13 protein-coding genes are annotated in these 16,933 nt (G+C 56.6%); 9 read left to right on the top strand and 4 right to left on the bottom strand.

Annotated features, from left to right (window positions below):
* Window positions 1-89: 89 nt before the first annotated feature.
* Together Q5H94_RS15305 and Q5H94_RS15300 are read left to right on the top strand one after the other, a co-directional pair.
* Window positions 90-1,136, top strand: coding sequence for a class I SAM-dependent methyltransferase (locus Q5H94_RS15305; RefSeq protein WP_304562164.1), 1,047 nt, complete (start codon window positions 90-92; stop codon window positions 1,134-1,136).
* A 147-nt stretch (window positions 1,137-1,283) separates the two neighbouring features.
* Window positions 1,284-1,931, top strand: a complete 648-nt coding sequence (locus tag Q5H94_RS15300) for a class I SAM-dependent methyltransferase (protein WP_304562163.1) — start codon at window positions 1,284-1,286, stop codon at window positions 1,929-1,931.
* Between the two features lie 93 nt (window positions 1,932-2,024).
* Here the strand turns inward: Q5H94_RS15300 and Q5H94_RS15295 are convergent, their stop codons facing one another.
* From Q5H94_RS15295 to Q5H94_RS15285, 3 genes are read right to left on the bottom strand one after another with little or no spacing between them, the layout of a single operon-like run.
* Window positions 2,025-4,322: a glycosyltransferase gene (locus Q5H94_RS15295; RefSeq protein ID WP_304562162.1), complete on the bottom strand. Its 2,298-nt coding sequence runs from the start codon at window positions 4,320-4,322 to the stop codon at window positions 2,025-2,027.
* Window positions 4,279-5,604: a hypothetical protein gene (locus Q5H94_RS15290; RefSeq protein WP_304562161.1), complete on the bottom strand. Its 1,326-nt coding sequence runs from the start codon at window positions 5,602-5,604 to the stop codon at window positions 4,279-4,281. The genes Q5H94_RS15295 and Q5H94_RS15290 overlap by 44 nt, the downstream gene beginning before the upstream one ends.
* Window positions 5,601-6,089 carry a hypothetical protein gene (locus tag Q5H94_RS15285; protein WP_304562160.1) on the bottom strand — a complete coding sequence of 163 codons (489 nt, stop codon included), beginning with the start codon at window positions 6,087-6,089 and terminating at the stop codon, window positions 5,601-5,603. The genes Q5H94_RS15290 and Q5H94_RS15285 overlap by 4 nt, the downstream gene beginning before the upstream one ends.
* A gap of 680 nt (window positions 6,090-6,769) precedes the next feature.
* On the opposite strand from Q5H94_RS15285, the gene Q5H94_RS15280 reads away from it, so the two are divergent.
* The 7 genes from Q5H94_RS15280 to Q5H94_RS15250 are packed head-to-tail and all read left to right on the top strand — an operon-like array spanning window position 6,770 to window position 15,541.
* Window positions 6,770-7,843, top strand: a complete 1,074-nt coding sequence (locus tag Q5H94_RS15280) for a hypothetical protein (protein WP_304562159.1) — start codon at window positions 6,770-6,772, stop codon at window positions 7,841-7,843.
* Window positions 7,843-8,646, top strand: coding sequence for an ABC transporter permease (locus tag Q5H94_RS15275; protein WP_304562158.1), 804 nt, complete (start codon window positions 7,843-7,845; stop codon window positions 8,644-8,646). The genes Q5H94_RS15280 and Q5H94_RS15275 overlap by 1 nt, the downstream gene beginning before the upstream one ends.
* Window positions 8,643-10,139, top strand: a complete 1,497-nt coding sequence (locus tag Q5H94_RS20475; RefSeq protein WP_341850115.1) for an ABC transporter ATP-binding protein — start codon at window positions 8,643-8,645, stop codon at window positions 10,137-10,139. The genes Q5H94_RS15275 and Q5H94_RS20475 overlap by 4 nt, the downstream gene beginning before the upstream one ends.
* Window positions 10,140-10,153: 14 nt before the next feature.
* Complete coding sequence (locus Q5H94_RS15265) at window positions 10,154-10,795, top strand: class I SAM-dependent methyltransferase (protein WP_304562157.1); 642 nt, start codon at window positions 10,154-10,156, stop codon at window positions 10,793-10,795.
* A gap of 12 nt (window positions 10,796-10,807) precedes the next feature.
* Window positions 10,808-13,030 (top strand): glycosyltransferase, encoded by a 2,223-nt coding sequence (locus Q5H94_RS15260; protein WP_304562156.1) that lies wholly within the window; start codon window positions 10,808-10,810, stop codon window positions 13,028-13,030.
* A gap of 31 nt (window positions 13,031-13,061) precedes the next feature.
* Entirely contained in the window at window positions 13,062-14,345 is a 1,284-nt protein-coding gene (locus Q5H94_RS15255) for a glycosyltransferase family 4 protein (protein WP_304562155.1), read from the top strand.
* On the top strand, window positions 14,342-15,541 hold the full coding sequence (locus Q5H94_RS15250) for a polysaccharide biosynthesis/export family protein (RefSeq protein ID WP_304562154.1): 1,200 nt from the start codon (window positions 14,342-14,344) through the stop codon (window positions 15,539-15,541). The genes Q5H94_RS15255 and Q5H94_RS15250 overlap by 4 nt, the downstream gene beginning before the upstream one ends.
* Here the strand turns inward: Q5H94_RS15250 and Q5H94_RS15245 are convergent.
* The gene (locus tag Q5H94_RS15245) at window positions 15,525-16,883 is read right to left on the bottom strand and encodes a glycosyltransferase family 4 protein (RefSeq protein ID WP_304562153.1); all 1,359 of its coding nucleotides are present in this window, start codon (window positions 16,881-16,883) and stop codon (window positions 15,525-15,527) included. The genes Q5H94_RS15250 and Q5H94_RS15245 overlap by 17 nt on opposite strands.
* Between the last annotated feature and the right edge of the window lie 50 nt (window positions 16,884-16,933).

Raw genomic sequence — 16,933 nt, 5'->3', positions numbered from 1 at the left:
CCCCACGCGCACAAAACCTTGACGGCCTAAAAGCGAACTTGGATAGGGGATTTCGCGACCACTGGTCGTTTTTCAGCTGAGGTGAGGTAATGCCGGTGGACGTCGCACGTGATGAATTCGGCGCCCGCCAAGCGGAAATGACGGCCCGCTGGTACGAAAATGTCAAAGCTTCGCACGGAGATGTCGACAAGTATATCGCGACCCGACATGAGGCCTATCTCGATCGATGGAAAGAAGCGGGCCGGTTCATCGCCGATGGCAGCCGCGTTCTTGATGTCGGTGGCGGAAATCTGTACCCGAAATTGCTGGAATATTTCAAGGATCGAGGCTTCCGATATCACTATCTGGACGTCGATCCGGCCTGTGTCGATGGGTCCGCGGCGTTGGCAGAGGCGGCGGACCTTGCCGAATCATCCTTCCAGCACGGCTATAACGATGCCCTGCCGTTTGATAACGACGCCTTCAGCGCTTTGTTCTCCTCGCATTGCCTCGAGCATAGCATCGATCTGACCAGCACCTTCGCGGAAGTGAACCGCGTGCTTGCGGCAGACGGGAATTTGCTGATGGCCGTGCCGTTCGGTTGGGAAGCCAACCCCGAACATCCGTATTTCTTCGGACCGGACGAATGGCTTAGTCTGGTAACCGATGCCGGGTTCCAGATTCGGGTGGCGCAGATCGGCCGCGAATATCCGGAAAACGGACATGACTATTTCATCGCCGCCAAAAAGATATCCTCCCCTGGCGTGTCGAGGTTGAATCCCGCCGACTATACGAAGGAATCCTTCAAGTTAATCCCGCACGACGATCCCACGATCTATTATCAGGGCGACGCGCTGGTGCGGGACGACCATGTCATCATGGACGGTAGTACGTGGCGCATCGACATTGATGTCCCGGCCGGGACGCGGGAAGTTCTCCCGATTTTCAATCGGCATGACTGGTCCGGCATCGTCGAGGCCCAGTGGGGCGATCAGGTCATCGTCGAAGACCTGTATTCATGGTTCGCTTATGTTCAGCCGGTTCGCCTCACCATGCCGGGTAGCGGTCAGTCTGGCCGGGTGACGCTTTCCAGCCACGGCGCCAACCCCTCAAGCCACGCCGCGCAAGGCGTATTGTACGGCGTCATGGTACGCTGACGGTATTCGCGATTGTGCCGAGGTCCTCGCACCGGATTTCTGGCGCACAGAAGCTGGTGCAGGTGAATACGGACTGTCGCCGAGGGATCGGGTTGACCTGATGCCCATCATCTTTAAGCCCGCGAACGGCCAGAGCCGAGGAACTCCATGAGCATTGATCACGTCACCGTAAAGCCGCTGGAGCCGCAGCACTTCCGCGATGCCAGGCTGTTCTGCGACCGCTACGAGCTGGTGAAGCACATTGCTGGACTTGCGCAGCGCGACGGTTTGACAAATCCGCGGATCGTCGAGATCGGCGTCGCTCTCGGCGAATTCTCCAAGTTTCTGATCGATACGTTTTCACCGCAGACCTTCGTCGCGGTCGATCTGTTCGATCTGCACGAAACCGAAATCATCTGGGGAATGCCGACGAAAGAATTGTTCGGCGGGAAGACGCAGAAGGAATATTACCATGACCGGATCGCAGCCGATTTCGGTGGCGATCTAATAGTCAAGCAGGGCTTCAGCCATGAGCAGATGAGCACGCTTGAAGATGCCTCATTCGATCTGATCTATATCGATGCTGGCCACGATTACGAAAGCGTGATGAAGGATGCCGCCGAAAGCCTGAAGAAGATCAAGCGCGGTGGGTACATTATATTCAATGATTACACGATGATGGATCACCTCTACCGTACGCCGTTCGGCGTTGTTCCGGCGGCAAACGAGATGATCGTGGATACCGGCAAACTTAAGGTCATCGGCCTCGGACTCAATTCGCAGATGTTTTGCGATCTCGCCGTCGTGGTGGAATAGCCGTCACGCAGACCATATGACCCCGCATGCGGTGCTAACGGTGGCCATTAGGACGCATAGTCGCATTGCGGAAGTGTGATCGTCGCCTCCGGGTCAGGCCGCTTTACAGGCGGGGGCGGACGTCTTCGGCGCTACCGGCCCCAGCCTGCTGTCGAGCGCGTCGCAGAAATCCCCGACCATCACGGCTTCGGTGAAGCGCTTTTCATAGTCTGCGCGGGCCGCTTGCCCCATGTGCTTGCGCAACGCAGGATCGCCGAGCAACTGGCGCAGTGCCGCTTCGAGGCCCTCCACGTCCCCCGGTGCCACGAGAATGCCGGTCTTGCCGTGCATCACCACCTCCGGACCGCCGCCGGCATCGCACGCGATGACCGGTTTGCCGAACATCAGCGCTTCGAGGAACACCAGTCCGAAGGATTCATAGCGTGACGGGCCGACGAAGATATCACAATCGCGGTAGAAGAGGCGCAGTCGATCCTCATCGACGCGACCGTGAAACGTGATGCGTTCCGCAATCTCCGGCACGATCGTCTGCGCTAGGAATTCGCCCTTGTAGGTCGTACCGTCTGGCCGGAGAATCGTATCGTCGCCGACGATATCGAGGACCGCGTTCGGGAACTCCGCGAGGATCGCCGGAGCGACCTTCAGCAGTACGTCGATGCCTTTTCTGGATTCCAGCCGCCCGACGAACAGAAGCCGCTGGATATCGGGTGCCGCTTGGGGCGCGGCAGGCAATTGCGCCGACCAGTCCTCCATGCAATGCGGCGAATAAACGATCTTGCTCTCAGGAATGTCTACATCATATTTCGCGCGAATATCGCTGACGATTGCGCGGCTGTTTGCGTGCATCATCTCGACGGATCTTAGGATGAACTCTTCCATTGCGATGATGGGGTTTCCGAAATTGCGCATCCATTCGTTGTCCGCGGCCTTAAGAGGCTGGCTCTCCAACCAAAATTTCATCGTGGTTTGTAGGGCAAGTAGCAGTGGGAATCGCCCGTCCAGAACAAATGCCAGTGGCTCGCAATCCCATAGCGGGCAGTAGACCACATCCACGGCCCTGAGCGCATCGATCTTCGCTACTTCATCCAGCATCGTTCGGCTATAATTCCAGATGTGGCTCGGCACGATGTGAGGCGCAATCGGTGACGCATCTGGAGCTGAATAGTGGCGGACGGAGAGTCTGTGGACCCAAACCCCGCCCTCGAAATCAACACGCTCGGGGCCGTGTGCCTTGGTGAAAACGTGGATAGAATGGCCTTCGGCGGCCAAGGATCGCGCAAACTGCGAAATATTGCGGGCAATGCCCCCATTCTGCCCCGGAGGATAATCTTGCGTCACGAAGCAAATCACGCGCGCCCCCCCTTTGGGTCGCAAGACTGGAAAGACGGAGAAAGGGGTATGATGCTCCAAGCGCGTCTCGCTTTTGAGAAGTTTGGCGGGTTCCATTCCGCGTGTGAAGCCATCACGGAGTGCGGCGTCTGCTTCTTCATAAAACCGTGTTACTTCCGCAGGTGAGTAATCGCCCGCCTCGGCAGCGCCCAAAACACTGCGCTCCCAGCCCCGGATATCCGAAACGCCGGCACCGACGATGTCCGCAATCGAGTGGTGCCCCCGGGCGTTGCGAAGTCCGAAATAAACGCGATTCTTGAGAAGCGGATACCAATTGCGGACAATCTTTTTCTCGTCCCTCATATGACTGGGAGCATATTTGTGGTGTACGAAGCCGTCCGGCCTTTGGACCACGCGATACCCCGCATCAACGATCCGAACGCATACATCGGTTTCGTCTAAAAAGTACTCGTACTCCTCATCGAATCCGCCAATTTCCAGCAACGCGGAACGACGAAAAGAACAGTTGGTACCTAAAAGATGCGGAATTGTGGACGTGTACGGGAAATCAAGATGTGGCGTCGGCCTTGCCCAATCGCTCGGGTATCCAAGTCGATTTACGGTGACGTAGCGCGCCTGAAACTGCACCCCGGTATTGTCATAGACAAAGCCACCGACCGCGCCTACCGAAGGATCGGCATAGGATTTGGCAAGATCCCGCAGCCATTCGCGTTCCGGCACGGAATCGTCGTCAATGAAAACAACCGCATCGCCATCCGACATCGCAATACCGATGTTGCGAGATTGCGACAGATTGCGTTCTGAGCAATGCGCTAGCTTGATGTCCGACCCAAGAGTTTTCAGATATTCGCGAGTTCCGTCCGGTGTGGGGCCAGCGACGACACACACCTCAAAATTCTCAAACTCCTGATAACGCAATCCCGACAAAGTGCGCTTCAGGTAGTCCAGCCGATTGTCCGTGTTTATGACCACGGAGAAACGAAAATCGCTCATGAGATCAATGCCGTCGAGCACTAATTTTGAACTCAAAACACTTTCCATTTCGCATCCCTGCATATTCGCGTGTCACCTCGGTGAACCCACACCGTTGGAGCGTTTCGCAATAGTCGTCGGGGGTGATCAGATTGTGGTGCAAATCTCCATCATAGTCCTGGCCGCCGAAAAGTACCTCTCGAAAGTCCTCAAAAGACATTTCACCGGCGTTTACTGCGGCCAACATTGCTGCGCCGTCCGGCGCAACTGTCACCAGCAACCCGCCCGGCCGCAATAGCGACTTCCAATGAGGAAGTAACACACGTTCAAGAATATGGCGAGGAAAGTGCTCGACAAGATGGGATGAAAACAACTCCACCACACTTCCGGCTTCCAGCGGGATCGCAACTGCTTCGGCAACAATGTCTACGCCGGGCAACGCGCGCTGATCGACATTTATGTAATCTTCGAGTTGAATGTGTCCGCACCCTACATTCAACCGCAGACCATTGCGTCGCGCATCAGCAAGTTTATCGGTATTAACGACCTCAGATTTTGCACGGCCTTCAGGGTTGCTGCTTTGCAATTTGCTCAAAGCCACCTGAAGTTCATACATGACTTCGGACCGCACAAACTCGAGGCGCCGTTCGATGTTTCGCAAATCTGCGGCCGTACCGTCTTTGATTTGGCCTAAATCTCGTTCGAGGTTGCGCATATCTATATCGACCTGCTTTTCGAACCGGTTGACAGAATTTGCCTGCGTAGCACGCGCGTCCGTTTCGGCTTGGGCGTTTGCGTCGACCTTCACAACACGCGCGTCAATTTCGGTCAGCCGATCTTCGAGCGCCTGAATTTGGGTACGTGCAGTCGCCTCCACTCTGTTAGCGTACGACTCAGAGTTTGCCATTTGATCCTTGAGCGCCTCGATCTCAGCGCTGACACTTGCTCCAGCTTTGTCGGCATACGAGCCAAGTTCGGTTAGCCGATCTTCGAACGCCTTCACGCCGGAAAGTATCTCTGGAAATGCCTGCTCGAGTATGGTCGTGCGCTTTTCGGTCGAATAGACAACCTTGTGAGCCGCTCGCATGCTACTGCTAAGCGAAAAAACGGACTGATCGGCATAGGATTTGGCTTCATTTGCCGTTTCCCGACTACGCCGTTCAACCTCGTAGCGGATATCTCTGCGCAAGCGCGCGAGCTGCTCCAACAAGCGCATATCCAGTTCGCGCCGGTTCAACCGGGAAACGTCTTCTAGCTTTTGCTCGACAGACTGCAATTTGGTGGCAAGCGCTTCGATCTTGAGATCGCGAGTCATGTATGATTTAAGTGTGCGCCACGGTGAACGCGTCATTTTGCGCCCCAAATCCGTTGATCGGCCGAAAAGATCACAAGCTCTTCGACCTCGATCAACACGTTTTTCTCGACGAAAAGGCGCACTTCGGCGCGATCTGCTTTTTGTTCCAGAACAAACGAAAGAGAAACGAAAGTTGCTATATCTTCAAAAAGCTCAAAGTGTTTCATACGACGGATCGCCAATATTTCAAATCCATCGGCAGAAACGTCCATGTCGATTGCACCGCTGCAAGGCTCACCAATCCGCCTGATGTAGAAGCCGGCAACATATCTGCCGGCCTCAACGGCTGTATACGGGCCAAAACTAAGATGTCCCTCGTCACCATTTGAAACGCGATAGCGATCTGAGCGATTGCCTCCGACATTTCTTGGAAGACTTGCACCATCGAACTGCAAATATAGCATGACGCGCGTTTTCCCTTCGTGGTCTTGATGGCCGTATCGATGCTCGCAAGCCAAATCAATGGTCGGACCGCGGATCAAACGGGATCAAAGAGGTAGAGCGAGCGAGAATTGGCGTCGTGCAGGAGGATAGCCGACAAGCCCCGCGCCAAGGGGCCGTATGCGGCGTGAAGATTTCGGTTTAGCGACAGACCCATAGCCGGGCTTCCCGAGGTCGTTGCGCTGTGATCATGTTTGTGAAGAGAGGTGCTGGCACGGTTCGATCTGATGGATTTTGAGTGGCTCGGTGATTGCGCCATTGCTTCCGACTGAGCCGGCCGCTCTTTTTGCCGGATGCCGCGACTAGCTATCGCTCGATTCTTCCAGACGTCGTTCTCAGGTGCAGGCAACGGGTACGTTCTCCCCCGGCCCATGGCCGCGCAAAGACGGACTGGACAATCCCGTTTTGATATGCGGAAGCGTTCGCGATAGCGAAAGCCATCGTTGACGTTGGATCCGGGCAGCTTCGACTGGTTTTGGCGGATAAAGTGGACTAGCTACAGCGGTCATTGTGCATGCACCGGTCTTTCCTCGCTGCGAAGCCCCCTGGCATGTTCGTTCGATTTGATGTCAGCGATTCCCTCGGTCTCGTTGATAGCGATAATTTGTTTGATAGGTTTGGCTAAGTGGTTGGTTCGTTAGAAAATGATCCCGTTGATGCGTCCTCTTCTCGTCCTTTCCTCGGTAGGCTCGGGGTGCCGGGCTTTCTGAAAGCTCGAGGAATGCCGCTGTTCCTCGCGATCGTCGTGCTTCCCACACTTGTAGCGATTGCCTATTTCGGGTTGTTCGCATCCGATATCTACATCGCGGAGTCGCGGTTCGTTGTGCGAGCTCCCGGTAAGGCCAGCACATCTCCACTAGGGACGATTCTCAGTAGCGGCGGATTCTCCGGCGCCAATGACGACAGCTATGCGGTCGTCGATTACGTTCGGTCGCGCAACGCACTTTCCGATAGCAACAAGGACGGCATGGTTCGCCGCATATACAGCGAGCCTGGTATTTCCGTGTTTGATCGGTTCGATGGCCCGTTGCACGGCCAGACAAATGAACACCTCTACCAGTACTTCACTGGCAAAGTGGAAATCACTTTTGATTCGTCCTCTCAGGTCACCACACTACGGACACGCGCCTACTCTCCGAAAGATTCTCAGGCGCTGAACGAGCGTCTGCTTGAGCATTCGGAACAATTGATCAATAGGCTCAGCAAGCGGGGCCGCGCTGACGCAATCCAGAGCGCGCAGATCCAGGTGGAGGACGCGCGCAAAAAGGCGCGCAACGCAATCGTCGCCTTGGGTCAATTCCGGAACTCAAGCGGAATTATCGATCCTGAAAAGCAGGCATCGATCAATCTTCAAATGATTTCCAAACTGCAAGATGCATTGTTAGCGGAACGAACCCAGCTAGCACAGCTTGAGGATTTTACTCCGAGCAACCCTCAGATACCGGCCGCGCGCACCAGAATTCGTATGCTGCAGCGGGAGATCGTACGTCAATCCGGCAATGTCGCTGGGGCACCCAAATCGCTTTCGGCGACGGCGACGCGATATCAACAACTACAATTCGATGCCGAGTTCGCCGGCAAACAACTCGCGGCGGCGCTTGGCGCATTGCAGGAGGCGGAAAATGACGCCCGCCGCAAGCAGATATACGTCGAACGGATCGCTGAACCAAACGTACCAGACTATCCGCTCGAGCCTCGCCGGATCCGAGGCATTCTAGCCACGCTCGTCCTGTCGCTGCTCGCCTGGGGCGTGGTGGTAACGTTGACAACCGGCATCAAGGAGCATCGGGACTGATGGCGCTCCCGGTCAACGAAAACCCCAGTCTGCTTGACAGCCTTCGAGTTCAGCGCCGGGTCCTCGGGGCCTTGTTCATGCGCGAGGCATTGACCCGCTATGGGCGACACAACATCGGCTTCCTGTGGTTGTTCGTCGAGCCGATGATCTTCACGCTAGGGGTCACTGCGCTTTGGACGGCGACCAATTCCATCCACGGCAGCGGTCTTCCCATCGTGGCTTTCGCCATCACCGGATATTCCAGCGTGCTTCTTTGGCGGAACATGCCTGGGCGTTGTATCGGTTCGCTGCTGCACAACCTATCGTTGCTGTATCATCGCAACATCAAGATCCTCGACATTTTCCTGGCGCGGATCATGCTGGAGTTCGGCGGCGCGACCATATCTTTCTTCGTCCTCAGCCTTGTCTTCATTTCCCTTGGCCTGCTCGACCCTCCGGAAGACATCCTTGAAGTGGCCGGAGGGTGGCTCATCATTGCGTGGATCGGGTCTGCTCTCGCGATTTGGCTCGGCGCCATGAGTCATGAAAATGAACTCGTGGACAAGATCTGGCACCCGTTCTCGTACCTGCTCTTTCCCTTGTCCGGGGCCGCCTTCATGGTCGATGCGCTGCCCAAGGCGGCTCAGAGCGTCATTTTGTATATTCCCATTGTCCACGGCGTGGAAATCGTGCGCGAAGGGTATTTCGGGACGAAGGCGCGGGCGCATTTCGACCTGTCCTATGTCCTGCCATTCTGTCTGGTCATCACCTTCCTGGCGCTGTTCGAGGTCCGTAAGGTCGCCGCAAAAGTGGTGCCCGGATGATCCGGCTCAACAATGTCAAGAAAGTCTACCCAACCCGCTTCGGCGATCGCATGGTCCTCGACGGGATAAGTTTCGAACTTTCGAAAGGCGAGCGACTAGGCATCCTCGGGAGGAATGGCGCCGGCAAATCCACGATGGTGCGTCTGATCAGCGGCGCAGAACGTCCGACTTCGGGAACCGTCGAAAGGCATATGTCGGTCTCGTGGCCGCTTGCATTCGGCGGTGCGTTTCAGGCCTTTCTCACCGGTCGCGACAACGTCAGGTTCATCAGCCGAATCTATGGCCAGGACTTCGAGAGAAACCTCGAGTTTGTCGAACAATTCTCCGAACTGGGGCAATATCTCGAAGAGCCGGTCCGCACGTATTCGTCGGGAATGCGGGCACGTCTTGCGTTCGCCGTTTCGATGATCATCGAGTTCGACTGCTTTCTCATCGATGAGATTTCCGCTGTCGGCGACGCCAGATTCCACGACCGCTGCAACTTCGAACTCTTCGAAAAGCGATCGGATCGGGCAATGGTGATCATTTCCCATGATCCCGGCCATATCCGCGATCACTGCAGTCGCTGGGCCATTCTCAACAACGGCCGATTCACGGAATTTGACGATTTCGATGTCGCCTATGGCGCGTACAAGGAGATAATGGGCGTCGCCGATCGATCTCTGGTCGCTGCGGATTCGTCGTTTCTGGACAGCGTCCGCAACAGATCCCACCTGCTGGAATACTCCTATCGGAAGGCGGGGATCGACGATCGCTTCAGGGCGCTTGTTGATGAGGCAGAATTTGCCCGATCCCGCGCGGAATGGACGCGGGCTCACGATGATTGGAAGGCGGCCGAACGGTCCTACGCCGCCGCATTGGCGATATATCCGTTTGAGCGCAGTTACTGGCTCGTACTAGGCCACGCGATCAAGGAGCAGGGCAATCTGATCGGGGCGGAAATATGCTATCGGACTGCAGTCGCCTTCGGGCAACCAGCGCAAGACGTGGCGGTCCATCTGGAATTCGTCATCGAACAACAGGGACTCGATCCGCGGGACTATCCGCTCCGGCGGTTCTCGCGGGCTTCGCTTCCGGAGCAAGTGCCAGGGAAACCCGACATTGAACTTCTGAGTTATATTTTCTGGGGCACGGCATTGGTGGCCGACGACGAATGCTTCCGTTTCCTGAGAGAAAAAAGCTCAATTGATCACGTCGCTCAAGCGATGGTGCTCGATGACAGATACTTGTCGCAATACGCCAGGGCGATTGGGGCAGCGGACGAGGAAGTCGCGCAGGTTTCCGTGGAGTCAGACCACAGCGATCAACGCCTAGACTATATTTTAGCTATATTTTTCACAGGCCTGAATGGCCCAGCGCGAGAAAGCCTGTGCCCAAAACTTGGAAGACCGTCCGATATTCTCAGGGAGATTTTGGAGAGAGATCTTTTGCACGATTGGGTTTTGACCAAATCGGCGATTACCTCCGCTGGTTACGAATCAACTCGTCAATAATAAAAGGACGAACAATGAACATTTCCGGGGCCGACGAGGGCAGCACCCGTAGCGTTTACAACAAAGAATATTTCGAAGGAAATCGATCCAAGAGCAACTACAGCGGATATGCTGAAGCATCCTACGGCCCCTCCCGCATCCTTGCGGAATGTCTTTACAAGTTCTTTCGCCCGCTCAACGCGTTCAACGGCGGTTGCGCCGTGGGGCATGATGTCAAGCGCATGGCGGAGCTAGGCATTGACGCACACGGCGTCGATATCTCGGATTGGGCCGTGGAATATGCGGACACGCCGCGCGTCGGGCAGGGAGATTTTTCAACGAGTCTGATCCCCGGCCAGTACGACCTTGTCTACAGCTACGACGTCGTCGAGCACATCGTTCCCGAAAGGCTGGGCTTTGCCGTGAGTAACCTCTGGCAGGCCACGAAGCGGGATCTTCTCATCGTCCCGGCAACTTACGAAAACGGAGAGACGTTTGACCCCGACGAGCCGACACACCTGACCTTCCAGCCTTACGCGTGGTGGGTGAAATTCATTGTGGCGCAGACTGGCGCGCGTTTTGACGAAGAAGCTACCAAGCGCTTTGCCGAAGAAGAGCATTCGAAGACATTCGCATATTCACACCGCGCAATGATCTTTACCAGAATTGGCGCCTGAGGGGCGGGCGCAATGGATGATCGGCAATTTTTTATTATTGTCCAAGGGCTTTTTGAAAAAAGCGATTCGATCGGTTACGATGCTGTTTTCGAATATAAAATTCTGTGCGAAATTTATGGCCGTTCTCGGGTACGAATCTTTGCTGAACAGTTTGACCAGAAAGTATATCCCGGCATTCCGATCGATCCTGTCGCCACTTTAAAGGAAAATTTTGAGAAGAACGCCAATGCGGTAATCATATATCACTATTGTGATGGATGGCCGTTTCTTGACGAATTTTTAATGGCCTCTCTCGGAAATTTCGTTGTTCGGTGGCATAATAATACCCCCCCTTGGTTTTACGGTGCGACGCATCGCCGTTCGGTGGAGCGATCGACCAAGGGATTTCGAACGATTTTGAAGTTCATCGAAAATCCCGGGATCAGATTCTGGGTAAATTCCAATTTCACCCTGAAGCAATTGCAGGTCTTGGGTGCCGACCCTGCTCGCGCTGCCGTCGTGTATCCTGGAAGCCGTTTTCTCGAGACCCAGCATGGTAAGCTGCCAGCGATCGTCGAGAGTATGTCTAGTATTTCTGTTGCGGCCGAAAACCGGCCAGTCCGGTTGTTGTTCGTCAGTCGCGTTGTCGCTCACAAGGGACATCGCCACGTCCTGATGTTCGCGGGAGAATTGCAGCGGGCGCTCGACCGCGAGGTTTCCGTTACCTTTTTGGGCCGGGACGACCCTGCGACTACGCTAAAGTCCGACCTGTCCGCCCTTGGCAAAAGTGAGGGAGTGGAGGTGCTGCTGAGGGGTGAGGTCAGCGAGGACGACCTCTATAGCGCATATCGCCAAGCCGATCTGTTCGTATGTTTTTCGGAACATGAAGGCTTTGGCATGCCAATCTTCGAGGCGATGCGAGTGGGGTTACCGGTGCTGTGCCTGGGCCGCACCGCCCTGCGCGAATTGATGCGAGTCCACCCGTTCATGCTTGACGATCTCGATTTTTCGAAAGCCATCGCGGCTACCCGCCTGTTGGCGAACGAAGCCTCCCGCAGCGACGTTCTTAAAATCCAGTCATCGTTGCTCGAGACCTACACATCGCAAGTGATCGTCAGGCAACTCAAGGCGGCATTGGCCGGAATTCACGGCCCGTGGTCGAGCACGCTCGTTGATGCCGCCGGGATCGAAACCAGGTCCGCAGACATCCGCGCGCAGATCGCCGCAAATATGATTGACACGCACAGTTCCTCAACCCCGCCGGGTGAGATTGCCGACAATTTTGTGACCGTTTATGATATTGAGTCCTACGAGAGCCTGCTTGGCGGGGCGCGGGGCCTAGACACTTTGCCCCCGCACGAGGCGCCGGCCGATCATCTCACCTTATCGCATCGTGAATTCGTCACCAGTCACGGAACAATGCTGGACGAAGGGATCGCCTTTTCCGCAAACGCAGCTAACAAAAACCCACCGCACGTGATTTATGGCCCATACGAGAAATTCGTGCGCGGGTACTTTTCGGCCGATTTCGAGTTCGAAGCCGAAGACAACGGGGATGGAGGCGTCGAGTTGGACCTTGATGTCTTGGCGGAGGGTGTGCGCCCCGTCTCGAGACGCAAGGTCACGGTCCGGTCGATACGCGCTGGTCCCCCGCCGCGGTTGCTTTTCCCGATCGTCAAGGACGGAACGGTCGTCGAGTTTCGGGTTCGGGTGTCCCGGCGCGGCAACGGCAATCTGATCTTCAAAGGCGTGACGATCCGCAACATGCGTCAGACCGTCGCGAGTCTCCGGGACAGGGAGGCCATTCCGCTACGCCGGCTGCCCTGGTTCAAGTTCGGGGCTCCGGTCGGCTCGTTGTTGGGCGGGATCCCACCTCTGGCCAAGAAGCACTTCGCCAGGGGTGACCAGATGCGAGATGGCGGCCGGTGGAGTGACGCGGCAGAAGCCTATGCCGCAGGGCTGAGTTACTATCCTGCCGCTTTCCCGTATTTCATACAACTCGGCAATTGCTTGAAGGAGGCGAAGAGGTACGAAGAGAGTGAGAAAGCCTACCAGCAGGCTTTGACGTTGAAACCGGATGATCAGGACGCCCACCTGCAGATCGCGCGACTTTACCGTATGTGGGACCGCCCCGAAGAGTTTAACTTTCACTTGCTGAAGGCCGCTCGCGTCAATCGAACTACAGCCGAAGCGTTGGCTGAGCTGGGAGAGGAGGGCGCAAATGCGGTCTTTATTTCCAAGCTTGTTCCTAATTGACGGCGCGTAGCTTCCAAAGGCCAACCTTGACATGAAGCTTAGTATCGATGCGTTCAATCTCGCTCGCCCGCATGGCACGGGGATTGCGACGTATGGGCGAATCCTCGCCCGGACGGCAAAAGCGCTGGGGCATGATGTCAGCCTGCTGTTCGGAGACAAAACAGGCTATTCCAAGGATCCGTTGCTCAACGAGATCGCCCTGATCGAAGCGGGACGGCAAGACAGGAAGAGGCTGCCGGTTCCCGTGCTTGTCCAACGCGGTATCGAAGCGCTGTCTGGCACGCTCAAGGCTCGAGGGGGCTTTGAGGTGCCGATGTCGGGGCAAGTCGTCATGCCCGTCGGATTGCCGCCGGAAGCCGATCGCTTATGGAACGTGCAAAACCTTTATAGTGGCGCGGATATCGGTTTTCGTGCTGCACGGCGTTTCACTTCGATCGCAAACTACGGGGTAGACCTGGCTCACTGGACCTATCCTTTGCCGGTGCGCATGCCCAAAGCTCGCAATGTCTACACGTTACATGATCTCGTGCCGCTGAAATTGCCTTACACTACCGCAGACACCAAACGCGTCTACTACCGGATGTGTCGGCGCATCGCTCGCGAGGCCGATCACATATTGACCGTCTCGGAATGCTCGCGCCGCGACATCATTGAAATGCTGGGCGTCGAACCTGGCCGCGTCACCAATCTCTATCAAGCCAGTGATGCCGCACAGACGCTCGAAGGCGTCGGCGAAGCCGATATCGCGCGGTACGTAGAAGGCGTTCTCGGCATTCCGCCAAAAGGCTATTTTCTGTTCTTCAGCGCGATCGAACCCAAAAAGAACGTCGCGCACCTGCTGGAGGCGTATCTCGGCAGCGGGACACAAACCCCTCTGGTCATTGTCGGTGCGCCAGGGTGGGGCAGCGTACACGACATGGCACTCATCAAGTCCATGGCCGCGCTTGACACTGGAAAGCGTGTCCGTTGGCTGGGTTTTCTTCCTCGAGCAACGCTGACCAGGTTGATCGCTGGCGCGCGCGCCGTCTTGTTTCCTTCCCTATACGAAGGTTTTGGCTTACCCGTACTGGAAGCGATGGAACTCGGAACACCGGTGATAACCAGCAATACCTCCTGCCTGCAGGAAGTGGGTGGGGACGCCCCACACTATGTAGACCCTTATGACGTGCAGTCGATTTTGACGGCGATACGAACGGTTGATGCTGACAGTGCTCTACGTGCTGATATGGCATCGAAAGGGCTCGTTCAGGCTAAACACTTTAGCGCCGCCTCCTATCAGGCCAGATTGGCCAAGTTTTACGGGACTTTTCAATGATCTTTAACGGCACTTCCGGCACCGGTCTTCGCCGACGGGTTCGGGTACGCGGCTGGCAAGCTGGCGTCGTTTCCGCCATCGTTCTTTCGGGATGCTCCAGCATGGGCGCGTCCGGACCTTCGACCGGAGCGATCGTGAAAACTCCTCAACACGACGCACGCGTCCGGGCCGTCACGCTCAGCGCGGCAGTCGTGCGTAGCGTTGTAGCGGCGGAAAGCCGAGATACCTTCGCAAGCAAGCTCGGCAACTTTGAGCAGCGTCACGGTCTGATCGGTGCCGGCGACGTCCTAGATATCTCGATCTGGGAATCCCCACCCGCCGTCCTGTTCTCGAACGCTGCGATCAGTTCGGTCCAAGCCGGTGCATCGAGTGTAGCCCAAGGCGCGACTTTTCCTTCTCAGATGGTCGATGCCGACGGGGCGATCTCGATACCCTTTGCCGGTCGCGTCAGGGCGGTCGGCCGCGCGCCAGCAGAAGTTGCGCGCTCAATCCAAAGCCGGTTGGAGGGCAAGGCTCACAGTCCCCAGGTCTTGGTCCGGATCGGACAGAATCAGGGCGGCGGCGTGACCGTTGTGGGTGATGTTGTAAATAGCCGCAATGTGCCGCTCACCACGCGCAACGAACGCCTGCTTGATGTACTTGCTGACGCGGGCGGCGTCCGCCAGCCGGTCGATAAGATTCTGATCCAGGTTACGCGCGGCGACACCGTAGTGACGCGCCCACTCGGGGCAATCATCCGCGATCCGCGCGAAAATGTTCCGCTGATGTCACACGATGTCGTCACCGCGTTATTCCAACCGTACAGTTTTCAGGCGCTGGGCGCGCTGGGATCGAATGCCGAAGTGCCGTTTGAAGGCACCGGTATCTCGCTGGCTCAGGCGATCGCCCGGGTCGGTGGGCTACAGGATAACCGGGCCAACATCAAAGGCGTGTTTATTTTCCGGTTCGAAGATCCTGCGGCACTGCCCCCTGAACTTCGTCTAGGTGCGCCTCTCACGCCGGAAGGCAAGGTGCCAGTGATCTATCGCGTCGACATGAGCGATCCATCGACGTTCTTTGCGATGCAGACCTTCCCGATGCGCGACAAAGATATCGTCTACGTCTCGAACGCGCCGATCGCCGATTTTCAGAAATTCACCAACTTGGTATCGCAGATGGCTTTCTCCGTCGTCGGTCTCGTCACAACGATCTCCTAGCGTTGCGGGCACGCTGCCCGGCTTCGATGCCGCTGACGAAATCGATGATGTCGGCGCAATAGGCGGCTTCGGTCATGGCAGAGAGGATATGCGGGCGACGGGGCGCAACGACGTCAGGGGTGGCCGCAATCGCTCTCGCCCACGCCTCCACATCGTCAGGCGGCAACAGAATTGTCGCCGGCGTCGCCACTTCGCGATGTGCCGGAATGTCCGTCGCGATTACCGGCACATCCATCGCACTTGCTTCGAGCAGAGGCAGGCCAAAGCCCTCCGCAAAGGATGGGCACAGCATGCCCGCCGCCCCCAGTGACAGCGAGGCGAGCGCTGGGCTCGACAGGCCAACGACATGGTGAACGAAACTGGCCAGACCGGGACTGGATCGCAACGGCGCCAAGATAGTATCGGCATCTTTCCCTGGAGAGCCAACGATGACGAGGTGCGGCGCCGCTGACCCGAGCGTCGCGACAAAACGCTGCCACACGCACAAGAGCAACGCGAAATTCTTGCGTGGCTCAATCGTTGAAACCGCCAGAAAATAGCGTGTCCCGCATAGCTCCGCTACGCAGGTTTCGACATCCACGAACGCGGCCGGCAGGGGCAGCGATCGCACAAGTGCCGGAGGACAGGTCCGGCCAATTCCCCGCATCACCGCGGTCACGCTGTCACGTGTGTAGGCGGAGTTGAAGATCAGGCAATCCGCATGCTCCGCTGCGGTGCGGATCATCTGCCGGTGGTGCATAGGCGCCTTCTCCCCGACAAGATGCGGATAGTCGATGGGGATAGCATCGTGCAGCATCATGGCGCGGGTAATGTCAGGACGCCTTACGAGCCAGTTGAAGAAGGATGGCATCGCCAGCCCCAATTGCCCGACATTGAGATAAACGGAATTTGGCGGCACCATCCGTCCTGCGAAGCGGCCGGGAAACAAACCGGTCGCACGAAGCATGTGCAACATCCGCCGGACTTTGTCCCGAAACGCGAGCGACGACACCGATGGCCCAGGTTTGGCAGCCTCCGGCCGGCGCGCTATCTTATCCAGCAGGCTTTGCAACTGAGGATCGCTCGCAGCATCGCCGTCTTCCGCCCAGAGTTCCTGCAGGTGGGCCAACAAACGCCTGACTTGTATCGAGGAAAAGGCATACACACCGGCCGGTGTCGGCAATATCCCGATATTCCGGCTGGATTCGTCGCCGAAGATGTGGCGGGCAAGCGCCAGATCGACCCTGTCTATACCTCGAGGCGTCAGAAATGATGGCCCGATAAATAATCTCATTACATCGTACGCTATTATCCGATGCGCGGTTGCACTGCCGCGTTCGTCTCCAGAAAAAATTTCAACCAAGAAAATGCGCCTTTTGAAAAATTGTGCAGGCGAAATGTAGCCTATAGGAG

The sequence above is a fragment of the Sphingomonas immobilis genome (assembly GCF_030580995.1).
GTDB classification, from domain to species: Bacteria; Pseudomonadota; Alphaproteobacteria; order Sphingomonadales; family Sphingomonadaceae; genus Sphingomonas; species Sphingomonas immobilis.
The sequence above is the reverse complement of the archived record's forward strand: the minus strand, read 5'-3'. Positions and strand labels throughout refer to the sequence as shown.

Coding starts and splice junctions, on each gene's coding strand:
- Q5H94_RS15305 (WP_304562164.1), top strand. CDS start 90: ATGCCGGTGGACGTCGCACGTGATGAATTCGGCGCCCGCCAAGCGGAA.
- Q5H94_RS15300 (WP_304562163.1), top strand. CDS start 1,284: ATGAGCATTGATCACGTCACCGTAAAGCCGCTGGAGCCGCAGCACTTC.
- Q5H94_RS15295 (WP_304562162.1), bottom strand. CDS start 4,322: ATGGAAAGTGTTTTGAGTTCAAAATTAGTGCTCGACGGCATTGATCTC.
- Q5H94_RS15290 (WP_304562161.1), bottom strand. CDS start 5,604: ATGACGCGTTCACCGTGGCGCACACTTAAATCATACATGACTCGCGAT.
- Q5H94_RS15280 (WP_304562159.1), top strand. CDS start 6,770: ATGCCGCTGTTCCTCGCGATCGTCGTGCTTCCCACACTTGTAGCGATT.
- Q5H94_RS15275 (WP_304562158.1), top strand. CDS start 7,843: ATGGCGCTCCCGGTCAACGAAAACCCCAGTCTGCTTGACAGCCTTCGA.
- Q5H94_RS20475 (WP_341850115.1), top strand. CDS start 8,643: ATGATCCGGCTCAACAATGTCAAGAAAGTCTACCCAACCCGCTTCGGC.
- Q5H94_RS15265 (WP_304562157.1), top strand. CDS start 10,154: ATGAACATTTCCGGGGCCGACGAGGGCAGCACCCGTAGCGTTTACAAC.
- Q5H94_RS15260 (WP_304562156.1), top strand. CDS start 10,808: ATGGATGATCGGCAATTTTTTATTATTGTCCAAGGGCTTTTTGAAAAA.
- Q5H94_RS15255 (WP_304562155.1), top strand. CDS start 13,062: ATGAAGCTTAGTATCGATGCGTTCAATCTCGCTCGCCCGCATGGCACG.
- Q5H94_RS15250 (WP_304562154.1), top strand. CDS start 14,342: ATGATCTTTAACGGCACTTCCGGCACCGGTCTTCGCCGACGGGTTCGG.